Consider the following 22,014-nt stretch of genomic DNA (forward strand, 5'->3'; position numbering starts at 1 on the left):
CACCATGAGCACCAGCACCACCGCCTCCGTGTCCACGCACATCCTGGACACCTCTGTCGGCCGCCCCGCCGAGGGCGTCGCCGTCCGGCTCCACGCCCGTAGCGGTACGGCGGGGGACTGGCAGGCGCTCGGCGGCTCCGCGACCGACGCCGACGGCCGGTGCAAGGACCTGCCGGCACTGCCGGAGGGGACCACCCACGTACGGCTGGACTTCGCCGTCGAGCCGTACTTCGAAATGTCTGCGAAGAAGCAAGCCGATGCGCAGCAGGACGCCCCCGCGAATCGGGACAGCGGGCCGGCGGTGTTCTTCCCGGAGGTGGCGATCACGTTCGCCGTCGTACCGGGCGAGCACTACCACGTACCGCTGCTGCTCAACCCGTTCGGCTACTCCGTTTACCGAGGGAGCTAGCTAAATGCCCACCATCCTGGGACAGAACCAGTACGGCAAGGCCGAGAACCGAGTCGTCAAGATCACGCGGGACGGCGCCACCCACCACATCAAGGACCTCAACGTGTCCGTGGCGCTGAGCGGCGACATGGAGGAGGTCCACTACTCCGGCTCCAACGCCAACGTCCTGCCGACCGACACCACCAAGAACACGGTGTACGCGTTCGCCAAGGAGTACGGCATAGAGTCCGCCGAGCAGTTCGGCATCCACCTCGCCCGCCACTTCGTCACCTCGCAGGAGCCGATCCACCAGGCCCGCATCCGCATCGAGGAGTACGCCTGGGAGCGGATCGCCACCTCCGACGCCAACTCCAAGTTCATCGGCGCGGACGACGTCAAGCACTCCTTCGTCCGCAAGGGCCAGGAGACCCGGGTCACCCAGATCACCTACGACGGTGAGAAGTGGGAGGTCGTCTCGGGCCTGAAGGACCTGGTCGTGATGAACTCGACCAACTCCGAGTTCTGGGGCTACGTCAAGGACAAGTACACCACCCTGCGGGAGGCGTACGACCGCATCCTCGCCACCCAGGTCTCCGGCCGCTGGCGGTTCAACTGGACCGACGACGAGCAGAAGATGCCCAACTGGGAGAAGTCCTACGAGCAGGTCAAGAAGCACATGCTCCAGGCCTTCGCCGAGACCTACTCCCTCTCGCTGCAGCAGACGCTGTACCAGATGGGCTCGCGCATCATCAACAACCGCGGCGAGATCGACGAGGTCCGCTTCTCGCTGCCGAACAAGCACCACTTCCTGGTCGACCTGGAGCCGTTCGGACTGAAGAACGACAACGAGGTCTACTACGCCGCCGACCGCCCCTACGGCCTCATCGAGGCCACCATCCTGCGGGACGGCTGTGAGGCCCTTATCCCGGTCGACATGACCAACCTCTGACGCGGGACGCGCGCCCCCGGCCCCGCCACCCGGGCCGGGGGCCCGCCACACCGGAGGGAACGAAATGGCACAGCCTGCGAAGGGGCCCGCCAAAGCCCCGTGTTCCACCCCGCCGGTGCACACCGAGGACGCCGTCACGTCCGTGCACCCGGTGGACGAGAAGCTCGGCTTCTCGCGGCTCGTCCCCGCCGCGCTCCAGCACATCGCCGCGATGTACGCGGGCGTGGTCACTCCTCCGCTCATCATCGGCCAGGCCTGCGGGCTCGACATCGCGGCCCGCACCCGGCTCATCGCCGCGAGCCTGCTCATCGCGGGCGTCGCGACCGTCCTCCAGACCATCGGCGTCAAGGGCCTCGTCGGCAACCGACTGCCCTTCGTCAACGCCGCCTCCTCCGCCGGCATCGCGCCGATCCTCGCGATCGCCGAGACCAACGGCGGCGGCCACCAACTCCCCGCGATCTACGGCGCGGTGATGGTCGCCGGCGTCTTCTGCCTGGCCGTCGGCCCGTTCTTCGGACGCCTGCTGCGCTTCTTCCCGCCCCTGGTCACCGGCGTGGTCATCACGCTGATCGGCGTCACGCTGATGCCCGTCCCGGTGGGCTGGGCGCAGGGCGGCGACAAGACCGCCGCCGACTTCGGCGCCATGCGCCACCTCGCGCTGGCCGCCTTCACCCTCGCCGTCATCCTGCTGATCCAGCGTTTCGGCCGCGGCTTCGTCAAGCAGATCGCCCTGCTGCTCGGGCTGCTCATCGGCACCCTGGCCGCCATCCCGTTCCACATGGCCGACTTCAGCGGACTCCACTCGGCGCCCGTCGCCGCGCTGCCCGCGCCGTTCGCGTTCGGCGCCCCCGAGTTCCAGCCCGCGGCCATCCTGTCGCTGTGCATCGTGATGCTGGTGCTGATGACCGAGTCGTCCGCCGGCATGCTCGCGCTCGGCGAGATCTGCGACCGCCAGGCCACCGCCCGGACCATCACCCGCGGCCTGCGCACCGACGGCCTCGCCACCCTGATCGGCCCGGTCTTCGGCGGCTTCCCCACCTCCGCCTTCGCACAGAACGTCGGCGTCGTCTCGCTGACCCGGGTGCGCAGCCGCTACGTCGTCGCCGTCGCCGGCGCCACCCTGCTGGTCCTCGGCGCCTTCCCGGTCCTCGGCGCGGTCGTCTCCCTGGTCCCCATGCCGGTCCTCGGCGGCGCGGGCATCGTGCTGTTCGGCTCGATCGCCGTCAGCGGGATCCGAACGCTGTCGGAGGCGGGGCTGGACGACAGCTCCAACATCATCCTGGTCGCCGTCGCGCTCGGCGCCGGCATCATCCCGCTGGCCGCGCCGACCTTCTACGCCGACTTCCCGGCCTGGGCACAGACGGTGCTCGGCTCCGGCATCAGCGCCGGCGCGCTCGTCGCGGTCTCGCTCAATCTGTTCTTCCACCATCTCGGCACCCGGAGCGCGCCCCGGCCCGCTCCGGCACTCAAATCCTCCTAGGGTCCTGCCGTGCCCTCCCCGTGGACGACACCCGTCCCCGGGCCGCCACTGAAGACAAGGAAGCACCATGGCAGCATCGGCAGCCCAGCGCGTCGTCATCGAGAACTGCGCGATCGCGACCGTGGACGCGGGCGACACGGAGTACGCCTCCGGATACCTGGTCCTGGCCGGCAACCGGATCGAGTCGCTCGGCGCGGGCAAGGCCCCGGAGGGCCTGGAGAACGTGGTACGGCGGATCGACGCGAGCGGTCATCTGGCCACACCCGGCCTGGTCAACACCCACCACCACTTCTACCAGTGGATCACCCGCGGTCTGGCCACCGACCACAACCTGTTCAACTGGCTCGTCGCCCTCTACCCCACCTGGGCGCGCATCGACGAGCGGATGACCTACGCGGCGGCACAGGGGTCCCTCGCCACGATGGCCCGCGGCGGCGTCACCACCGCCATGGACCACCACTACGTTTTCCCGCAGGGCTCCGGCGACCTGTCCGGCTCGATCATCAAGGCCGCGGCCGAGATGGGCGTCCGCTTCACGCTGGCGCGCGGCTCGATGGACCGCAGCGAGAAGGACGGCGGCCTGCCGCCGGACTTCGCCGTGGAGACGCTGGAAGGCGCGCTCGCCGCGACCGAGGAGACCGTCAAGAAGCACCACGACGCCTCCTTCGACGCCATGACCCAGGTGGCCGTCGCCCCCTGCTCGCCCTTCTCCGTCTCCACCGAACTCATGCGGGAGGGCGCCCGGTTGGCCCGCCGGCTGGGCGTACGGCTGCACACCCACGGTTCGGAGACCGTGGAGGAGGAGAAGTTCTGCCACGAGCTGTTCGGCATGGGCCCGACCGACTACTTCGAGTCCACGGGCTGGCTCGGTGAGGACGTGTGGATGGCGCACTGCGTCCACATGAACGACTCCGACATCGCCGCGTTCGCCCGCACCCGGACCGGTGTCGCCCACTGTCCCTCCTCCAACGCCCGCCTCGCGGCCGGTATCGCCCGCGTCCCCGACATGCTCGCCTCGGGTGTCCCGGTCGGCCTCGGCGTCGACGGCACCGCCTCCAACGAGTCCGGCGAACTCCACACCGAACTGCGCAACGCCCTGCTGATCAACCGTCTCGGCGCCCACCGCGAGGCCGCCCTGAACGCTCGCCAGGCGCTGCGGCTCGGCACCTACGGCGGTGCCCAGGTCCTCGGCCGCGCGGACCAGATCGGCTCGCTGGAACCCGGCAAGCTGGCCGACGTGGTGCTGTGGAAGATGGACACGCTCGCGCACGCCTCCATCACCGACCCGGTGACCGCGCTCGTCTTCGGCGCCGCCGCACCGGTCACGGCGTCCTTCGTCAACGGCCGGCAGATCGTCGAAGGCGGCCGCCTGCTCACCGCCGACGAGGACACCATCGCCCGCTCCACCCGCGAGGAGGCCCAGCGCCTCGCCCGGATCGCCGCCCAGGGCTGATCCGTCACCCCCTACTCCGACGCCCGCCGCACCGGCGGGGCGCCGGGCAGACTCCGGCCGGGAGGGACGGCTCACGGCCGGAGCCGTGGATCCGAGCGGGATTCACGGCAAGCCGTCTCCGGGGCACGTGCACACGCGCGTGTCCCGGAGACGGCACCCCACCACACCGCTCATGCGTCATCTCCGTCACGGTCCCGCACGACCACACGCACCACCTCCCTGAAACCCGCGTCGCCGACGTGTTAACCGTCCGGAGGACCAGCCGTGGCCGCCCATCCCGTAGACGAAAAACTCCCCGCCCTCAAAATGGCGACCAGCGGCCTGCAGCACGTGGCCGCCATGTACGCCGGAGTCGTCGCCCCACCCCTGATCGTCGGAGCGGCCGTTGGCCTGTCCGCGACGGAACTGACCTTCCTCACCGGCGCCTGCCTGTTCACCGCGGGCCTCGCCACCTTCCTGCAGACCCTGGGCATCTGGAAGATCGGTGCCCGACTGCCCTTCGTCAACGGCGTCACCTTCGCCGGTGTCGCCCCCATGACCGCGATCGTCGCCTCCGCCCACGACAAGTCCGACGCGCTGCCGATCATCTTCGGCGCGGTCATCGTCGCCGGTGTCCTCGGCTTCCTCGCCGCCCCCTTCTTCAGCAAGGCGATTCGCTTCTTCCCGCCCGTCGTCACCGGGTCCGTCATCACCCTGATAGGCGTGTCCCTGCTGCCGGTCGCCTTCGGCTGGGCCCAGGGCCCCGACCCGAGGGCCCACGACTACGGTTCGACGACCTACCTCACCCTCGCCGGTCTCACCCTGCTCATCGTGCTGCTGCTGCGCCGCTTCACCCGCGGTTTCGTCAAGCAGATCGCCGTCCTGCTCGGCCTGGTCATCGGCACCCTCCTCGCGATCCCGTTCGGCGTCACGGACTTCGGCCCGGTCGTCCACGCCGACGTGGTGGGCTTCCCGACCCCGTTCCACTTCGGCGCCCCGCGGTTCCAGCTCGCCGCGATCCTCTCCATGTGCGTGGTGATGGTGGTCTCGATGACCGAGTCGACCGCCGACATGCTGGCACTGGGCGAGATCGTCGAACGCCCCGCCGACGAACGGACCATCGCGGCCGGCCTGCGCGCCGACACCCTCGGCTCGGCGCTCAGCCCCCTCTTCAACGGCTTCATGTGCAGCGCCTTCGCCCAGAACATCGGCCTGGTGGCCATGACCCGGATCCGCAGCAGGTACGTCGTCGCGGCCGGCGGCGGCTTCCTGGTCCTGATGGGCCTGTGTCCGATGGCCGCCTCGCTCATCGCGGTCGTGCCCCGCCCGGTCCTCGGCGGCGCCGGTGTCGTCCTGTTCGGCTCGGTCGCCGCTAGTGGCATCCAGACCCTGGTCCGGGCCGGCCTGGACAAGGACAACAACGTCCTGATCGTGGCCGTCTCCCTCGCCGTCGGGATCGTCCCGATCACCGCGCCGGGCTTCTACCACGCCTTCCCCGAGACCGCCAAGATCGTCCTGGACTCGGGTATCTCCACGGGCTGTGTGACCGCCGTGGTCCTCAACCTGCTCTTCAACCACCTGGGCAAGGGCAGCGAGGCGCAGGACGTCACCCATCCCATGGAACCGGGCAAGGAGATCGCCGCCGCCCACTGAACGGTCCCGGGCCCCTCGTGCCCCGGGGATGACGTGAGGCGCCGGACCCGGCCGGTGGCACCGCCGGTTCGGCGCCTCGCCGCTCGCTTCCCCGGCAGCCGGGCCGGACCCGTCGTTCAGGCCCGGCGCGGGGAGGCCAGCAGATAACGTGCCCTCGTGCGCGGCTCGGTGTACTCGCCCGCCTGCCAGCCGGCCCCGTCCAGCGTCGCCGCGCAGGCCGCCAGCGACCCCGCGTCCGGCGCGTACACCGCGACGGCCTCCGGCTGCGGAGTCGCCCGCACCCGGTACCCGTCCGCGTCCCCGCTCGCGGGGCGGTGGCCCGCCGCCTCCAGGGCCAGCGCCGCCGCCCGTACCAGATGCGTACGCTCCCAGCCGCACGGCCGGTCCGCCGCGCCGTCGGGGTTGGTCATCCGGCGCAGCTCCAGCAGCCCCTGCCAGGCGCTGTGCACCTCGCGCGGCCGCGCCGGACCCGGCGGCTCCTCCTCGCCGCCGACGCGGGCCGCGAACACCCCGGTGGCCGGCTCGGCCGCCTTCACCGGCTCCGGCACCGCCTCGCGTATCCGATGCCCGGCGGGGGTCAGGAAGTGGGCGTGCGGCGGCCGCGGGTGCCGGAAGGCGAGGCCCTGTTTCACCAGCGCCGCGAGCTGCGCCCCCGTACCCCGCAGCCGGCCGGTGACCGGATCGGCGGCCTCGATCAGCCGCCGCTGGGCGGCGGTGGGCGGTCGTGTCACGGCGCTCCTTCCGATGCCGATGCCGATGCCGATGCCGACGCTACGCCGAGCCGCCCGACGAGCGGCCGGTGAGCGGCCTGTTCGCAGGCTACGACGCGGGACTGACAACGGCCGGAGCGGCGACAACGGCCGGAGCGGAATGACGGCCGAGGCGGGGACGGCGGCCGGGCAGGGGCGAGGCGGGGACAGTGGCCGGGGCGGGGATCCCGTCGGCGTGCAGCGGTCGAGCGCGTGTGCTCCCTCGACGCCCTACCCAAGTGGCCGGATGTTCCACCCCGCGATCACCGGGCGGCCGTGTTCCGTGCCGAGCCGGCACAACGTGCCCGTGGCCAGCTGGAACAGGGCCCCGTGCCGTGCTGGGAGCCCCAGGCGGCGGGCGGTGAGGACGCGCAGGAAGTGGCCGTGGGCGATCAGCACGACGGCACCCTCGGTGTCGGCGAGGGCGGCGTCGACCTTGCCCAGCATCCGGTCGGCGCGCTCGCCGACCTGCTCCGGGGTCTCGCCCGGGTGCTCCGGCGGCCCGGGCGCGACCCCGTCCGTGAACAGGAACCAGCCGGGCCTGGTCCGCTGGATCTCCGCGGTGGTCACGCCCTCGTACCCGCCGTAGTCCCATTCGCGCAGGTCCGCGTCGACCCGGGCATCGGGGATGCCGATGAGTTCGGCCGTCTCCCGGGCCCGCTGCGAGGGGCTGACGAAGGCGGCGCCGATCCGGTGTGAGCGGATCAGCGGCGCCAGCGCGCGCGCCTCCTCCCGCCCGTGCTCGGTGAGGGGTACGTCGGTCCAGCCGGTGTGCCGTCCGGACCGGGACCACTCGGTCTCACCGTGCCGGACGAGAAAGAGGTCACTCACCACAGCGCCCTTCCCGCTCGCCTGCCAGCACGGTGTCACAGGGCGGTCGCCCCCCGCAGGACGGACTGCGCCAGACGGCGGCCCGCCGCGGCCACGCCCGGCCCGGGGGAGAACCGGTGCCGGTCAGGTGCCGTGGTGGACCAGGGTGTGTTCGGTGCCGAGGGTCTTGGCGCGGGTGTCGGCGTACAGGGTGGTCTCGCCGTCGGACCAGCGGACGACCAGGTCGTTGGCGTAGCCGTCGGCGGTGAGGTCGCCGGCCGTCATGGCCTGGGCGTGCTTCCACAGGCCGCTCGGGCCGAGCACCCGCGTCCGCGGGCCCGCCTTGGTGGCCGAGGTGGCCGGGTAACTGTCGAGGCCGCCGTCCGTCCGGCGCACCAGGACGTCCCAGTTGGCGGTGCGGCCGAAGGCGCCGGCGGTCAGCAGGGCGGCCTTGGTCCAGGTGCCGTTGGCCGCGACGATCTGTCTGCCGGTGCCGAAACTCCCCTCGCGTACCGCGGTGTTCACCGTGACGTGGCCGTCGGACCAGCGCGCCAGCAGGTCGGTGGCGCCCTGGGTACCGTGGAACTGCCCGGCCGCGAGCTGGGTCGCGCCCTTCCAGCGGGGGCCCGGCTCCGCCATCCGTGTCTCCGGGCCCAGCCCGGAGGTGCCGAGGTCCGGGTACAGGCTGACCTCGCCGTCGGACCAGCGCACCAGCAGCCCCGGGTGGTCGGCGCCCGCGAAGGTCCCGCCGGTGAGGCTCCGTGCGTGCGTCCAGGTGGTGTTGGCCTTGAGCAGCCGCTTCTCGGCGCGGAAACCGCCCTTGCCGTCACCGGGATGCAGGGTGACGCCGCCGTCGGACCAGACCACGAGGAGGTCGTCGTGGCGATCGCCGGTGTAGTCGGCGCAGGCCATGAGGGCGGCATTGCGCCAGCGGCTCGCGCCACCCGCCAGTTTCTCCCCCAGGCCCTGGTAGGGCGGCAGATCGGCCGGGGGCGTGCGGTTGGCCACGGCGTAGCCGAGGAGGTTCTCGGCGTCCGCGCCGAACGCGGGGGCGTAGCTGATGTAGTCGACGTCCGCGTCGTTGCCGCCGCCGTTGTAGCCGCCGAGGTTGCCGATGACGTGACCGGTGCGGCCGTCGTCCTCGTAGTCGGTGATCCACGGGCTGCCGGACACGCCACCGTAGTAGCCGCCGCAGGTCATCGACATCTGCCGGTAGCCGCGCAGTTGAGTCGTCGGCACGGTGCACTTGACGGCGCGTCCGGCGCCGTTGTGCCCGTACGCCGGGTATCCGACGACGGTGACCTTCCGCTGGGCGTAACCGGTCGGCCGGGTGAAGGTCAGCCCGCCGCCCACGGCGTCCTGGAGGGAGGTGCCGTGCTGGTTGGGCGACACGCGCGCGAACGCGGTGTCCAGGTCGGACGAGGGCTTCTTGGTGGTCGAAGCCCCCTGGTCGGGCTGGTAGCGGGGGTCGGTGAACACGCGCTGGATGTGGAAGATGCCGTAGGGCTGCTGGTCCGGGCTCGCGCCCTTCACGAACTTCGGCACGAAGATGTAGTCGCTCTTCATGCCCATCGCGCAGTGGGCCGCGGTGAGCACGATGTCGCGCGCCGGGGTGTCGATGACGCTGCCCGTGCAGTGCCAGGTGGTGCCGCCCGGCCCGTCGGAGCCGAAGAACGTCCCCACCAGACGTGTCCCGTTGAACAGCGTGCCCTGGGGACGGCGCGCCGCCACGCTGCCCGCCCGCACCGCCGCCGACGGCGCGGTGCGGACCGCGTCGAGCGGCCGGGCGTCCGCCATGCGCTCGGCGGTCCAGAACCGGGCGGCGTCCCGCGCCTCCTGCCCGCCGCCGGCCGGCGCCGGCGACGACGCACCGGCCCGGGCGGCCGGGGCGGCGAATCCGAGCGCCACCGAGCAGATGGCGGCGACGGCCGACCGGCGTCTTCCGTAAGAGAACAAGGCACTCCCCCTGATCGATGGAATCTGATCGATGGAACCGGACAGGGCGGAACGGCGGTGCGGCGCGGCACTCGTCGGGCGCGCACCGAGGGCTCCACGCCCCCCCCACGTCACGCCGGTCCCCCCGGTCAGGCCGGGCGATCTTCGCACAAACGCGCGAGAGGGGGCCACTTACTGTCGGTACCCGCCGAGGAACCGCCCGATCCGGCCGATCGCCGCCTCCAGGTCGTCCGCGTACGGCAGCGTGAGGATGCGGAAGTGGTCGGGGGAGGGCCAGTTGAAGCCGGTGCCCTGGACCACCTGGATCTTCTCGCGCAGCAGCAGGTCGAGCACGAACCTCTCGTCGTCGTGGATCGGGTGGACCTTGGGGTCGAGGCGCGCGAAGGCGTACAGCGCCCCCTTGGGCTTGACGCAGGACACGCCGGGGATCTCGTTCAGCTTCTCCCAGGCCACGTTCCGCTGTTCGTACAACCGCCCGCCGGGCAGCGTGAGTTCACGGATGGACTGACGGCCGCCGAGCGCGGCCTGGATGGCGTACTGGGCCGGCGCGTTGGGACACAGACGCATGGAGGCCAGCATGGTCAGGCCCTCCAGATAGTTCCGCGCGTGCTGCTTCGGCCCCGTGACGACCAGCCACCCGGAGCGGAAGCCCGCCACCCGGTACGTCTTCGACAGGCCGCAGAAGGTCAGCACCACCAGGTCGGGGGCGAGCGCGGCGGCCGAGTGGTGGACCGCGTCGTCGTACAGGATCTGGTCGTAGATCTCGTCGGCGAACACCATCAGGCCGTGCCGGCGGGCGAGGTCCAGGATGCCCTCGACGACCTCCTTCGGATACACCGCGCCCGTCGGGTTGTTGGGGTTGATGATGACCACGGCCTTCGTCCGGTCCGTGATCTTCGACGCCATGTCGGCCAGGTCCGGGTTCCAGTCGGCCTGTTCGTCGCACAGGTAGTGGACCGCCGTGCCGCCCGCCAGGGTCGTCGCGGCCGTCCAGAGGGGGAAGTCCGGCGCGGGTACGAGGATCTCGTCACCGTCCTCGACCAGGGCCTGCACGGCCATGGAGACCAGTTCCGAGACGCCGTTGCCCAGATAGACGTCGTCCACGCCGACTTCGATGCCGAGGGCCTGGTAGCGCTGGGCGACCGCGCGGCGGGCGGAGAGGACACCGCGGGAATCCGTGTAGCCGTGCGCCCGCGGCAGCATCCGGATCATGTCCTGGACGATCTCCTCCGGCGCCTCGAAGCCGAAGGCCGCGGGGTTGCCGGTGTTCAGGCGCAGCACGCTGTGCCCCGCCTCCTCCAGCGCGTCGGCGTGCTCGATGACCGGGCCGCGGATCTCGTAGCAGACCTCGCTGAGCTTGTTCGACTGCCGGAACTCCATGCGCAGCTACCCCTTTGCCGACTTGTGTTGCTTGGTTTTACCAAGTGGGAGCTTGGAAAGTCCAACAACGTGTCTAGACTGCGTCGCATGTCACCACGCCGAAGCTACGACCAGTACTGCTCCGCGGCCCGCGCCCTCGACCTGGTCGGCGACCGCTGGACGCTGCTGATCGTCAGGGAGTTGCTGGCCGGTCCCCGCCGCTACACGGATCTGCACGCGGACCTGCCCGGCGTGAGCACGGACGTCCTCGCCTCCCGGCTGAAGGACATGGAGCGCGACGGGCTCGCCGCCCGGCGCCGGCTGCCCCCGCCGGGCGCCTCCTTCGTGTACGAACTCACGCCACGCGGCCGGCAATTGCTGCCGGTACTGCAAGCACTCGGGACCTGGGGCGCGGCCGAGCTCGGGGAGCGGCGCCCCACCGACGCGGTGCGCGCCCACTGGTTCGCGCTGCCGCTGCTGCGCGCCCTGGAAGGCGAAGGGCTGGTGGAAGTGCGGCTGGAGGAAGGGGAGTTCCATCTGCGGGTCGGCGCCCAGGAGGCTCCGGTGTACGGCGACGGGCCCGCGCCGGGCGAGGCCGATGCACGGCTCACCTTGGACGCGGGGACCTGTGAGGCGGTGGCCCGGGGGCAGTTGAGCCTCGCGGACGCCGTCCGGGCCGGGCGGGTGACGGTGACCGGCGATGGGCAGATCGCGAAGGTGCTGCGGGAGGGGTGAACCCGGGGCGGGGAACGGACGGGCAAGGCAAGGCGGGCGTGGGTATGCCGAAGGCCCGCCACGGGGGCGGGCCTTCGGTTCCCGGACCCTTGGGCCGGGGTCCCCGCGGGTTCCGACGCGGAAGGCGGGGGAGGTGCGGGTCAGGCCCCCGGGGGTACCCGGGACGGCCGTCCCGAGCCGCGCGTCAGCACGTACCCGCCGATGCCGGCGAGCGCCGCCAGGATGCCGCCGATCGCCGTCCACACCCAGCGGTCGGACCACCAGCCGGAGGACCAGCCGTCGTCCGAGCCGAAGCTGGACAGCACGGCCGCCTTCGAACCGTCCTTCCGCTCACCGGACGTGACGGCGATACCGGGGACGAGCGGCTTGCCGAGCGAGCCGTCGACCGCCGCCGCCCCGCCGATGTCCTTGGAGTCGACCCGGACCTCGGCGCTCACCGGAAGCCCGAGGTCGGCGGAGCCGAGGTCCACCACGGTCAGCCGGACGTAGTAGGTGCCCGGCAGCGGGTCGTTCGCCCACGGCTCCGACCAGCCGCGCACCGTGCGCAGTACACAGGCCAGCTCGACCGTGGCGGCCCCCTGACCGGCGGTGCGGGACTGCGCGCCGTACTGGCAGGCCTGCCGGCGCCGCAGCCCGTCGTACACGTCCAGTTGCCAGGTCTGCGTGCCGTGCGTGTCGGGCAGCTTCACCGTCGCCTTCACGGTGGGACGCTGCCCGGTGTCCGCGGGGAACGACCAGTAGAGGTAGTCACCGGCGGAGCCGGATGCCGTGGCCTGCTGCCCCTGCTCGAGCTCCGTGGCCGTACGGAAGGAGGTGCCCGCCCGGGTGGCTGCCTTGCCGTCGCCGGAGGCGCCGGGGGAGGGTGAGGCATCGGCTGCGGCCGGACCGGCGGCCAGTCCCAGCGCCAGCAGCGCGGCGCCCAACGCTCGTGTGATCCGCATCAGTTCGTCCTCCAGACGGCGACCCGCCAGCGCGACAGCCAGCCCCACAGCACACCCGCCAGGAAGCCGATCAGTACCAGGGCGCCCAGCAGCCACCAGCCGCGGCCGAGCCCGAAGGAGGCCACGTCGTGGTGGCCCGAGGGGCCGTCCACCACGTCGACGGTCAGCTCCAGCGGCAGTCCGGGCGTGGTCTTCACCCCGGCGGCCGCCGCGAAGGAGTTGGTGACCTGCAGACACACCGTCTCCGGAGTCGCGTCGTCATCGTCGCTCGACGGCCGGGGATAGCGCAGCCCGGTGGAGATCACGTCCGTACGGCCGGTGCCGGCGGCCTCACCGCGGACGATCTCCCGCCCGTGCGAGGTCACCGCCCGCAGCAGCAGCCCGTAGTCGGGGCCGACGGCCCGGTCGGCGGCCACGCTCACCGAGGCGCGCAGCTCCTGCCCCGGCTCGACCTGCGCCTTGTACCAGCGCTGCTGCCCGAACTCCTCGCGGTCGGTGTACAGCCCCGACTTGAGCGCCGGCGCCTTCTCGCACGCGGCCGCGCCCTCGGTCGCCACCGGCGTCACCACCGGATCCGCCGCCCGGTCGACCAACTGGCCCACGCGGTCGCTCAGTTCCTCCTTGTGCCGTACGGAGGTGTAGGTGCCGCCGGTCGCGTCGGCGATGCAGCGGAGCTGGTCGCGGGTCTTGGCGTCCGGCACCAGGCCGAGGGTGTCGATGGTCAGCCCGATGCCCTTGGCGGCTATCTCCCGGGCCACCACGCACGGGTCGAGCGGCTGGCAGGTGTCCTCGCCGTCGCTGATCAGGACGATACGGCGGGTGCCGGCACCGCCGTTCAGATCGTCCGCCGCCTTCAGCAGCGCGGGCCCGATCGGCGTCCAGCCGGTCGGCGCCAGCGTGGCCACGGCCGTCTTCGCGTCGGTCCGGTTCAACGGGCCGACCGGGTAGAGCCGCTCCGTGTCCCTGCAGCCCTCCTTGCGGTCGTTGCCGCGGTAGTTGGCGCCGAGCGTGCGGATGCCGAGCCGGACCTCCTCGGGGGTCGCGTCGAGCACCTCGTTGAACGCCTGCTTCGCCGCGGCCATCCGGGTGCCGCCGTCGATGTCCCGGGCCCGCATGGAACCGCTGACGTCCAGCACCAGTTCGACCTTGGGGGCGGACTGTTCGGTCCCGTCGGCGACCGCTCCGGCGGGGAACGCGATCCCGGCCGTCAGGGCGGCGAGCAGAGCACAGACTCCCGCCGCCAGCCGTTGTCTTCTGATCATCGCCGGATCCTATTGATCAGATGTACCGGACTCCAAAACGTCGCCCGGCGGCCCCGCCTCGAACACGCCCGCCAGCCGGGCCCGGTAGAGGGCGGCGATGGTGAAGCCGTCGGTGATCCGTCCGTCGGCCACCATCCGTTCCGCCTCGTCCGGCGTCACCGTGATGGCCCGCCGGATCGCCTCCCCCTTCTCGATCTCGCCGATGCCGTCCACCCGGGCCGCGTACAGGGCGACCCTGTGTCCCAAGAGACCGGTGTCGGGGTGCACTTCGCCCAGGGGCACCATGGTGGTCGGCGTGGCGGCGATCTCCTCCCGCAGTTCCCGGGCGACGTTCTCGGCGGCCGTGGCACCCGGATCGCCGAAGCCGCGCACCGTCTCCCAGTGCCGGTCGCGGGTGGCGTGGCGGTAGTGCTCGATCAGCACCACCCGCGCCTCGGGCCCCACCAGCGGCAGGACCACCACGCCGGGCGAGGAGCCCGGGGGCGGCAGCACACGGTCGTACAGACCGAGCCGGCCGTCGGGGAAGCGCACCGCATCCCGGAGATACCACAGGTGCCGACCGGCCGACACGACTCCGGCCGGGATCGGCCGCAGCACGACCCGCAGCCGCGCCCACAGGGCCCCGAACCGGCCGCCCCGGCCGGGGTCGAGGGCCGCCGTCACCTGGCGCCGGGCGGCACGGACGGACGCCGGGTCCGTGAGGATCCGGATCCCCTCGGGATCTTCCCGGAACCACTCCGGGACATCCCGGCGCAGGGCCTTATAGCGGTTCATCGGGGGCTCGACAGGCTGGGCAAGGAGGGTGCTCCCGGTTCGGGCTCTCGGTTTCTCGTGCTCTCAGGTCTCGGGTTCCCGTGTTCCCGTGTTCCCGTGTTCCCGTGTTCCCGTGTACTCCTCAGTACTCTGGCAGGTCCTCGTTGTCCTGGGTGGTTGCCGAGGCCGTGCCCGTCGCGGCCGGCCCGGCCGTGTCCTGGTAGCCGGGCAGCCGCCGTACCAGGTCGTGGAACTGCGCCCATTCTCGTTCACTCGCCAGCCGCACGGTGGCGATCTCGCGGGCAAACCTCTGTTCCTGTCGGCCGGCCATCCGGTTGCGCAGCACCAGCTGCACGGAACCGGTCAGCGATCCGCTCACCGTGAGCGGCAGGACCGAACCGGCCACCTGCCAGAGTTCGTTGCCGCTGACGGCCGTGAACACGGCCGCGCCCACGGTGACGACGACCTCGACCACCGGCCGCCAGGCGGAAGGCCTGGCCTGCCGGCGCTCCCGCGCCAGCTTCAGGATCTCGGAGTTGAGCCGGACGTAGCAGTCGAAGACCCGTCCGACGCCGTCGTGGAACGCTTCCGGGGCGGCGGTCAGGGCCCCGAACGCCTGGATGTAGGCGTTCCAGACGGGGGTCTGCCGCAGCCGCCAGATGTCGTGCAGGCTCAGGTCGTTCACCGCCGCCGGCGTCAGATGGTCCTGCACGGCGGCGAAGCTCTGCCGGCGCAGGAACGTCAGCAGTTGTTCCGGATCCTGGACGACGCCGACGGTGGCCGCCCGGGCCTCGCGGGCCTCCTGAAGCACCACCCGCCGCAGGCTGCCGACGGGGGTGAGGGGGTAACGCCCGAGGGCGTCGGCCAGGTTGACGTTGTAGATCAGGTCCAGGAGCTGCTTTATCTCCGCCGCGAAGGGCTTGGCGCGGTCGTACCTGCCCTCCGCCACGTTCGTCCCGGGAACGGAGACGAACTCCTCGTACAGGGTGTTGCGCACCACCGGCTGCCGGCTGACGCTGAGCCCGTTGCTGAAGCCGACGACCTCGCCGAGCCGTGCGCCGAACCGGTCGGTGTCCTCGCGGGCCACCCCGACCTGGGCCGCGAGGACGTCGATGTCCTTCGCGGTGAGCCCCTGGACCTTCTCGGTGAAGGGCTGGAAGAGCCGGATCCGGGCGCGCTCCCGGTTCTCCTTGTCGCCCTGGGAGTCGTCCCACGACATCCGCACACAGCGCACCCGGTCGCTCGCGGACATCCCCGCGAGCGTCTCCTGCCAGGCGGTGAACCCCTGGCGCCGTACATGGAGATGGGCGGGCGGCTCCTCCGCCGGGTGCCGCTCGCCGAGGAGGAAGGGAACGATCGCCCCCGAGGCGAGGAGCCTGCGGTGTGCCGCGCGCGCCTCGTCCTCCTCCATGAGGTCGCGGTTGATCGCGTCGTTGTTGTAGAAGTAGGCGCGGTTGATCACGACCTGGCTGGCGTTGATGAGGCTGCGGAAGTACTCGGCGCGCACCTCCCGCACACGACGCCGGTCGACCTGGTCAAGGGACCGGCCACTCTCGATCATGTCCCTGGTGAGCTGGGCGGGAACCCACTGGTTGTCCAGCGACTGCGCGATCACGGCGCCCGGGTCCAGCTGTTCGGGCTGGATCGGCGACATCAGGCTGTCACTGCGGTCGGCGTCAGTCATCTGCTCTCTCGGGGTCTCGGGTCCGGGCCGGTTCCTCAGAGGTACACCGCCGGGCGGTGGTGGTGGAGCCAACGTGCTTTTCGGACACTCAATATGACGCGAAATCAGCCTAGTTCCGGTTCCGGTTCCGGTACCGGTGGTACGCAGGGATGCGGCAGCGCGGTCCAGATGTCGCCGGGGTGATCCGGTGAGAGACGCATCAGGGTCAACGCCTTCACCGGCAGCGGATCCGTGCGCAGGGCCGTCAGGTCCGCGGTGGCCGGCAGCTCGGGCAGTGCGGTCCGCAGGGCCGCGGCCAGTGCCGGGCCGGAACCCGCCGTGGTCGCGAGGGCGCCCCCCACCAGGGAGCCGAACAGCTTGCGGCGCAGCGCGGTCTCGTCGTCGGTGACCAGACGGCCCGCGAGGGCGGGCGGGGCGATGCCGTGCCGGGCCAGCCGGGCGGGACTGATCCGCATGTCGGCGAGGTCGCGGTAGACCAGGCGTCGGGGAGTGCCGTCGTCGGCCAGGACCACCAGGAGGTTCTGGCCATGCGCCTCCAGGGCGACGCCGAGATCGAGCAGGCGCAACCCCACCGTGAGCGCCAGCCGGGTGAACGCGGCCAGCCAGGCGGGAGAGGCGGGCAGCGTCGTGGTGGCGAGCGCGGCCACCGGCAGGACGCGTTCGCCGGGCGCCGCGTACACCTCGGGCGACTCCCGCAGCAGCGCGGCCAGATCGGGGGAGTGGGCCGTGGCCGCGCCCAGCGTGCGGGTGATGTGCAGCAGACCGCCGGTGCGGGCCGCCAGATCCTCGGCGAGCGCGGACAGCGGCATGGCGGAGCGCACCGAGTACTCGGAGATGTCCCGCACCGACGAGGTCAGCCGGGTGCTCAACGCGGTCTTCACATGCCGGCCGCCGGGCAACGCCAGGGTCCGCAGGGACATCAGGGGGTGCGCCGGCTGCCAGGGCGCGCAGGACCGCTGGAGGACGTGCGCCGTCTGCCAGGGATGCACCGGCAGCAACACCGTTCCCCCGTCCCGGAGTTCGTCCGGCCAGTCCCCGGCCACCAGACACTCCCGCGCCGGCACGGGAACCGTCCCCAACTCCACCACCGGCCGGTGCTCCGGGCCGTACGCCAGCTGCTCCGCGACCGAGAAGCCCGGCCTGGCACGGCAGTTGGGGTGGAACGGGTGCCCGTCCACCACTCTCTGCTCCCATTGCCAGTCCCGCTCCGGCCACTCCTTCGGGTGTTCCGCCCCGGCCCGTGACAGAGCCAACGAGGAGACGGAGAGGTCGAGTTCGACGGCGAACGCCGGGGCGTGCGGCACCGCGAGGTCCCGCATCAGCCGCACCGGATCGTCGTACCGTTCCCGGTCGAGGCGGACACCGGTGACGTACGCGCTTGTGGCGTACGGATCCGCGTGCGGCCCGCGCAGGGCCCGTCCGTCGGCCAGCCGCAGCGTGAGCCCGTGCGCGCCCGGCTCCCGTGCCGTGATCCACGGCAGCGGCTCGTGGACGAGGGCCCGCCACAGCCGCGTCAGCACGGCGGCGCGAGCACCCGGCAGCTCCGCCGTGTACCGGGGGAGCAGGGCGGGCCGGACGACGGCCAGCTCTTCGGCGACCTCCGCCTCGGCGGTGGGGGGTCGGTGCACGGTCGGCTCCTCGGCTCCTCGGGTACACGCGGCACGGGGCACGATTGTCACGGACGACGGAGATACTGATCACCAGCGGCACCCGGACGGCACGGTCGGGCCGCGTGCCACCCGCGGCAGGTACGACTATGGGGGGGCGGAGACGGGCGACGGCCGCACGGACGTACGGGCCGCACCGCCCGGCTCCGGACACGGCGCCCGGCCCCCGGACGAAGAACGACCAGAATCGATCCCGCCTGCTGGACAGTGAACGCTCCGGCCCCCTGGACGAAGAACGAATGGATCGCGTGGACCTCACATCCCACCACCCACCCCCCTCCGGCGCCGTCGGCCGCCGCGCCGACGCGTACGCGACCGCGCCGCTGCTCAACTGTCTGCTGCGTGAGGTGGCCGAGGCCCTTCCGGGCGCCGGGACACGGCGTGTGCACCGGCTGCCCAGCGGGCGGCTGCTGCGCGTGCGCGCCGGGCGGCGCCCCGCCGAGCCGGAGGTGCGCCGGGCCGGGGCCTGGCACCCGGTCGGCCACACCGAACTGGTCAAGCTGGTCGCCGACGAACTGCGCCGGCGCACCGGGCTGTCCGGCGGAGACCTGTCCGCCGAGATGATCGACAGCAGGGACGCCGTCGCCGCCCTGCTCGCCGCACGCGAACGGGCGACGGCGCCCGCGGACCCGTACGTGCGCTCCGAGCAGTCCCTGCTCACCGGCCACCCGTACCACCCGGCGCCCAAGGCGCGCGGTGGCGGCCCGGTCGCGTCCTGGCTGCCGTACGCCCCCGAGGCCCACGCCCGCTTTCCCCTCGTGCTGCTCGGGGTCCGCGAGGACCTGGTCGCCGAGGAGGGCGACACCCGCGCCCTGGACGCCCTGGGCGCCGCCCCGCCCGGCTACCGGCTGCTGCCCGCCCACCCCTGGCAGCTCGCCCTCGCCGCCCGCTCCCTCGACCCCGCGTTCGCCGACGGCCGCCTGCTCCGGCTCGGCACGACCGGCTTCGACGTGTGGCCGACGGCGGCGATCCGCACGGTGTACGAACCCCGCGACGACCTGTTCCTGAAGTTCAGCCTGGACGTGCGCATCACCAACGACGTCCGCCGGCTCTGGCGCCACGACCTGCGCGTACTGCGCCGCACCGACCGGGCGGCCGAACACGCCTTCGCCGCGCTGGACGGGCCCGCGGCCTGGCTGAGCGACCGGGGCTACCGCACGGCCGTCTTCGCCTTCGAGGAACTGGCCGTCCTGGTCCGCGACGGCCTGCGCGGCCATCTGGTGCAAGGCGCCACCCCCCTGCTCGCCGCGGGCCTCGCCGAGGGCTTCGACGGCAGCCCGCTGGCCACGGCGGCCGATCCGGCGGCCTGGTGGGAGGCGTATCTGCGGCAGGTCGTCCCGCCCGCCCTGACCGTCTTCGACGACCACGGCGTCGTCCTGGAGGCCCATCTGCAGAACACCCTCGTGGCCGTGGACGCGACCGGTACGCCGGTACAGGCGCTGTTCCGGGACGCCGAGGGAGCCAAGCTGCTGCCGGACGTCTCCCGGGCCGCGGGCTGGCAGCGGCTGGTGTACTGCCTGCTGGTCAACCACCTCGGGGAGATCGCCGCAGCCCTCGCCGAGCACCACCACGGCTTCGACCCGTGGCCCGCCGCCCGCCGCGAACTCGCCCGGCACTCCCTGCCCGAGGTTTCCGCCCTGCTCCGCGCGCCCACCCTGCCCGGCAAGACCAACCTGCTGCTGCGCTGGACCGGCGCGGACGGCGCGGACGCCCGCTATCTGCCCCTGCCCAATCCGCTGGCCGCCGACTGACCCGAGGCGGCCGGGGACCGGGGCGCGCGCCCGGACCGAGGGCGGGGCCGGCTCCGCAGCGGTACGCCGGCCTTCTCAGGTGGCGCTCCGCTCCCGCCCGCGGCGCTGTACGGCGGCGACGGCGCTCAGGGCCACGCCGACCGCGATGACGATGAGCCCGCGTGTCCACACCCCGGCCTCGACCTGCGTCGCGAGCAGCACGCAGGACCCCGCGCCGAGGACCGGGACGGCGGTGAAGGCCCGGAAGTGCGGCGAGGAGGGGCGGTCGCGCCGCTGGACGAGGGCGGCGGTGTTGACGAGGAAGAACACCACGAGGAGCAGCAGCACCAGGGTGGAGGCGAGGGTCGCCACGTCTCCGGTGAGCGCCAGGAGGAAGGCCAGGGTGGTCGTGGCCGCGATCGAGGCCCACGGGGTACGCCGCCCGGGAAGCACACGGGTCAGGAAGCGGGGGAGCAGGCCGTCCCGCGCCATGCCGTAGGCCAGGCGCGAACTCATGATGCCGGTGAGCAGCGCGCCGTTGGCGACGGCGACGAGGGCGACGGCGCTGAACAGCTTCGGCGGCACCCCGCCCGCCTCCTTCACCACTTCGAGCAGCGGGCCGCTGGAGCGGGCCAGAGTGCTCGTGGGGACGGCGGCCGAGGCGACGACCCCGACGAGGACGTAGACGGCCCCCGCCGTCGCCAGGGCGCCGAAGAGGGCGCGCGGATACGAGCGACGCGGGTCGCGGGTCTCCTCGGCGACGTTGACGGACGTCTCGAAGCCGACGAAGGAGTAGTAGGCGAGAACGGTCCCGCCCAGGATGCCGGTGGCGGCTCCCGTGTCGGGGGTGCCGAGCTGGACGAGCCTGCCGGGGTCGCCGTCCCCCCGCAGGAGCAGCCAGCCCCCGAGGCCAGCCACGAGGAGGAGGCCGCCCACCTCGACGACCGTGGCGGCCACGTTGGCGCGGGTGGACTCGCTGATGCCCCGCGCGTTGAGGAGGGCCAGGGCGCACAGGAAGACGGCCGCCACCAGTACGACGGGCAGGCTGACGAAGCTGCTCAGATAGTCGCCCGCGAAACCGCGGGCGAGTGCGGCCACGGAGACGATGCCCGCGGCGAGCATGCAGAAGCCCGCGAGGAAGCCGACGAAAGGCCCGTAGGCGAGGGTGGCGTAGTGGGAGGCGCCGCCGGCTCGCGGGTACTTCGTGGCGAGTTCGGCGTACGAGGCGGCCGTGAGGAGCGACAGCAGCAGGGCGAGGAGGAGGGGCACCCACACCGCGCCGCCCGACTTCGCGGCGACCTGGCCCACGAGGACGTACACGCCGGCGCCCAGCACGTCGCCGAGGATGAAGAAGTAGAGCAGCGGGGTCGTCAGGGCCTTCTTGAGCGCGGGGGGCCCGCCCTGGGGCGGACCGCCGGGCGCCGGCGCGGAGGAGGTGATCACGGTTGTCCCCTACCCCTGCGGCCCGGCCGCAGGCGCCCCGCCGTTCGGCGGCCGCCGGCGCGAGGCGGCCGGGCCGTGGAGCGGCGGCGGAGGGGTCAGCGGACCGTGGGCGGCCCGCCCCCGGGCGCCAGGAGCGCGTGCTGCCCGCGGCCGCAGTGGACCAGCCGCTCCCGCAGCCCCAGCCGGTCGGCTTCGGCCAGGAAGTCCTCGAGCGGCGAGCGGAAGACGGTGTAGTCGTCGTAGTGGACCGGCAGAGTGCGGGGGCGTCCGAGACGGCGGACGAGGCCGGCGCCTTGTGCACCGTCCATGGTGACGACGAAGCCGCCGGGCAGCTGCGTACCCCCCAGGTGGAGCACGGCCAGGTCGGCTCGGGGGAAACGACGTACGATCTCGTCCAGTCCGTCGTAGAGAAGCGTGTCGCCCGAGATGTACAGGCGGAGCGCCACCGGGCCGTCACGACGGCCGAACTCCAGCATGCTGCCCATCACCGGCGGCAGCAGCCGGCGCAGCACGGGCTGCAGGGAGTGCGCGCCGGGCAGCGCGGTGACGCGGACCTGCGAGCGGCCCTTGCGGACCGTGTGGTTCTCCCACGTCCGCAGCCCGCCGGCCTGGCCGAACCCCTGCCATGTGCGCAGGCGGCGGGCGGCATGCGGGGTGGTGACGATCGGCACCGAACGGTCCAGCTCTCGTCTCGCCCTGCGGTCGAAGTGATCACCGTGCAGGTGGGAGAGGATCACCGCGTCCAGGGCCGGGAGTTCCGCCGGGTGCAGAGCCGGCTCGGTCAGACGCCTGCTCGTCAGTCCGTATCCCAGGTGGGCGCGCTCGCCGCGGTGCAGGAAATTGGGGTCGGTGAGCAGGACGAGATCGCCGTATCGCAGGAGCACGGTCGCGGTACCGATGAAGTACAGATCCAGAGCATCGTCGTCGAAGGCAGCCATGGTGGTCCTTGCCCGAGGTGTCGTACACGCGAGGGGGAACCGGCGCGTTCTGCCGACCGGGGTGGTCCGCCTGGTCTGCCGGACC

General features: G+C 72.5%; 18 protein-coding genes. 7 read left to right on the forward strand and 11 right to left on the reverse strand.

Annotated features, from left to right (window positions below):
• Positions 1–4: 4 nt before the first annotated feature.
• The 5 genes from uraH (at position 5) to ACIBA9_RS17785 (ending at position 5,902) form a co-directional block, all read left to right on the forward strand.
• The gene (gene uraH / locus ACIBA9_RS17765; protein ID WP_399363929.1) at positions 5–409 is read left to right on the forward strand and encodes a hydroxyisourate hydrolase; all 405 of its coding nucleotides are present in this window, start codon (positions 5–7) and stop codon (positions 407–409) included.
• A gap of 4 nt (positions 410–413) precedes the next feature.
• On the forward strand, positions 414–1,337 hold the full coding sequence (gene pucL, locus ACIBA9_RS17770) for a factor-independent urate hydroxylase (protein WP_399363931.1): 924 nt from the start codon (positions 414–416) through the stop codon (positions 1,335–1,337).
• Between the two features lie 64 nt (positions 1,338–1,401).
• Entirely contained in the window at positions 1,402–2,817 is a 1,416-nt protein-coding gene (locus ACIBA9_RS17775) for a nucleobase:cation symporter-2 family protein (RefSeq protein ID WP_399363933.1), read from the forward strand.
• A gap of 67 nt (positions 2,818–2,884) precedes the next feature.
• A complete protein-coding gene (locus tag ACIBA9_RS17780; RefSeq protein WP_399363935.1) occupies positions 2,885–4,270 on the forward strand; it encodes an 8-oxoguanine deaminase in 1,386 nt (461 codons plus the stop codon).
• A gap of 264 nt (positions 4,271–4,534) precedes the next feature.
• The gene (locus tag ACIBA9_RS17785) at positions 4,535–5,902 is read left to right on the forward strand and encodes a nucleobase:cation symporter-2 family protein (RefSeq protein ID WP_399363937.1); all 1,368 of its coding nucleotides are present in this window, start codon (positions 4,535–4,537) and stop codon (positions 5,900–5,902) included.
• Positions 5,903–6,018: 116 nt separating this feature from the next.
• Here ACIBA9_RS17785 and ACIBA9_RS17790 read toward each other — a convergent pair whose 3' ends face one another.
• From ACIBA9_RS17790 to ACIBA9_RS17805, 4 genes are all read right to left on the reverse strand, one after another.
• A complete protein-coding gene (locus ACIBA9_RS17790; RefSeq protein ID WP_362153278.1) occupies positions 6,019–6,633 on the reverse strand; it encodes a hypothetical protein in 615 nt (204 codons plus the stop codon).
• A 249-nt stretch (positions 6,634–6,882) separates the two neighbouring features.
• On the reverse strand, positions 6,883–7,482 hold the full coding sequence (locus ACIBA9_RS17795) for a histidine phosphatase family protein (protein ID WP_399363939.1): 600 nt from the start codon (positions 7,480–7,482) through the stop codon (positions 6,883–6,885).
• 123 nt (positions 7,483–7,605) lie between these two features.
• The gene (locus ACIBA9_RS17800; RefSeq protein ID WP_399363941.1) at positions 7,606–9,417 is read right to left on the reverse strand and encodes a trypsin-like serine peptidase; all 1,812 of its coding nucleotides are present in this window, start codon (positions 9,415–9,417) and stop codon (positions 7,606–7,608) included.
• A 171-nt stretch (positions 9,418–9,588) separates the two neighbouring features.
• On the reverse strand, positions 9,589–10,797 hold the full coding sequence (locus ACIBA9_RS17805; protein ID WP_362153286.1) for a pyridoxal phosphate-dependent aminotransferase: 1,209 nt from the start codon (positions 10,795–10,797) through the stop codon (positions 9,589–9,591).
• 87 nt (positions 10,798–10,884) lie between these two features.
• Between ACIBA9_RS17805 and ACIBA9_RS17810 the strand changes: the two genes are divergently transcribed.
• Positions 10,885–11,511 (forward strand): winged helix-turn-helix transcriptional regulator, encoded by a 627-nt coding sequence (locus tag ACIBA9_RS17810; protein ID WP_399363944.1) that lies wholly within the window; start codon positions 10,885–10,887, stop codon positions 11,509–11,511.
• Between the two features lie 140 nt (positions 11,512–11,651).
• Here the strand turns inward: ACIBA9_RS17810 and ACIBA9_RS17815 are convergent, their stop codons facing one another.
• The 5 genes from ACIBA9_RS17815 to ACIBA9_RS17835 form a co-directional block, all read right to left on the reverse strand.
• Entirely contained in the window at positions 11,652–12,452 is an 801-nt protein-coding gene (locus tag ACIBA9_RS17815; protein ID WP_399363946.1) for a hypothetical protein, read from the reverse strand.
• On the reverse strand, positions 12,452–13,714 hold the full coding sequence (locus tag ACIBA9_RS17820; RefSeq protein WP_399363948.1) for a VWA domain-containing protein: 1,263 nt from the start codon (positions 13,712–13,714) through the stop codon (positions 12,452–12,454). The genes ACIBA9_RS17815 and ACIBA9_RS17820 overlap by 1 nt, the downstream gene beginning before the upstream one ends.
• A gap of 9 nt (positions 13,715–13,723) precedes the next feature.
• Positions 13,724–14,488 carry an NUDIX hydrolase gene (locus tag ACIBA9_RS17825; protein WP_399363950.1) on the reverse strand — a complete coding sequence of 255 codons (765 nt, stop codon included), beginning with the start codon at positions 14,486–14,488 and terminating at the stop codon, positions 13,724–13,726.
• Between the two features lie 121 nt (positions 14,489–14,609).
• A complete protein-coding gene (locus ACIBA9_RS17830; protein WP_399363952.1) occupies positions 14,610–16,151 on the reverse strand; it encodes a hypothetical protein in 1,542 nt (513 codons plus the stop codon).
• A 104-nt stretch (positions 16,152–16,255) separates the two neighbouring features.
• Positions 16,256–17,779 carry an IucA/IucC family protein gene (locus ACIBA9_RS17835; RefSeq protein ID WP_399363954.1) on the reverse strand — a complete coding sequence of 508 codons (1,524 nt, stop codon included), beginning with the start codon at positions 17,777–17,779 and terminating at the stop codon, positions 16,256–16,258.
• 278 nt (positions 17,780–18,057) lie between these two features.
• Here ACIBA9_RS17835 and ACIBA9_RS17840 point away from each other — a divergent pair, with 278 nt between their 5' ends.
• On the forward strand, positions 18,058–19,569 hold the full coding sequence (locus tag ACIBA9_RS17840) for an IucA/IucC family protein (RefSeq protein WP_399363956.1): 1,512 nt from the start codon (positions 18,058–18,060) through the stop codon (positions 19,567–19,569).
• 75 nt (positions 19,570–19,644) lie between these two features.
• Here the strand turns inward: ACIBA9_RS17840 and ACIBA9_RS17845 are convergent, their stop codons facing one another.
• Together ACIBA9_RS17845 and ACIBA9_RS17850 are read right to left on the reverse strand one after the other, a co-directional pair.
• Entirely contained in the window at positions 19,645–20,991 is a 1,347-nt protein-coding gene (locus tag ACIBA9_RS17845) for an APC family permease (protein ID WP_399363958.1), read from the reverse strand.
• Positions 20,992–21,086: 95 nt separating this feature from the next.
• The gene (locus tag ACIBA9_RS17850) at positions 21,087–21,929 is read right to left on the reverse strand and encodes an MBL fold metallo-hydrolase (RefSeq protein ID WP_399363960.1); all 843 of its coding nucleotides are present in this window, start codon (positions 21,927–21,929) and stop codon (positions 21,087–21,089) included.
• Between the last annotated feature and the right edge of the window lie 85 nt (positions 21,930–22,014).

The organism is Streptomyces sp. NPDC051452, assembly GCF_044454765.1.
GTDB lineage: Bacteria > Actinomycetota > Actinomycetes > Streptomycetales > Streptomycetaceae > Streptomyces.

Excerpts from the sequence above, each read along its gene's own strand:
- ACIBA9_RS17815 (WP_399363946.1), bottom strand. The coding sequence starts at position 12,452 with ATGCGGATCACACGAGCGTTGGGCGCCGCGCTGCTGGCGCTGGGACTG.
- ACIBA9_RS17850 (WP_399363960.1), bottom strand. The coding sequence starts at position 21,929 with ATGGCTGCCTTCGACGACGATGCTCTGGATCTGTACTTCATCGGTACC.
- pucL (WP_399363931.1), top strand. The coding sequence starts at position 414 with ATGCCCACCATCCTGGGACAGAACCAGTACGGCAAGGCCGAGAACCGA.
- ACIBA9_RS17825 (WP_399363950.1), bottom strand. The coding sequence starts at position 14,488 with ATGAACCGCTATAAGGCCCTGCGCCGGGATGTCCCGGAGTGGTTCCGG.
- ACIBA9_RS17840 (WP_399363956.1), top strand. The coding sequence starts at position 18,058 with ATGGATCGCGTGGACCTCACATCCCACCACCCACCCCCCTCCGGCGCC.
- ACIBA9_RS17830 (WP_399363952.1), bottom strand. The coding sequence starts at position 16,151 with ATGACTGACGCCGACCGCAGTGACAGCCTGATGTCGCCGATCCAGCCC.
- ACIBA9_RS17805 (WP_362153286.1), bottom strand. The coding sequence starts at position 10,797 with ATGGAGTTCCGGCAGTCGAACAAGCTCAGCGAGGTCTGCTACGAGATC.
- uraH (WP_399363929.1), top strand. The coding sequence starts at position 5 with ATGAGCACCAGCACCACCGCCTCCGTGTCCACGCACATCCTGGACACC.
- ACIBA9_RS17810 (WP_399363944.1), top strand. The coding sequence starts at position 10,885 with ATGTCACCACGCCGAAGCTACGACCAGTACTGCTCCGCGGCCCGCGCC.
- ACIBA9_RS17820 (WP_399363948.1), bottom strand. The coding sequence starts at position 13,714 with ATGATCAGAAGACAACGGCTGGCGGCGGGAGTCTGTGCTCTGCTCGCC.
- ACIBA9_RS17775 (WP_399363933.1), top strand. The coding sequence starts at position 1,402 with ATGGCACAGCCTGCGAAGGGGCCCGCCAAAGCCCCGTGTTCCACCCCG.
- ACIBA9_RS17780 (WP_399363935.1), top strand. The coding sequence starts at position 2,885 with ATGGCAGCATCGGCAGCCCAGCGCGTCGTCATCGAGAACTGCGCGATC.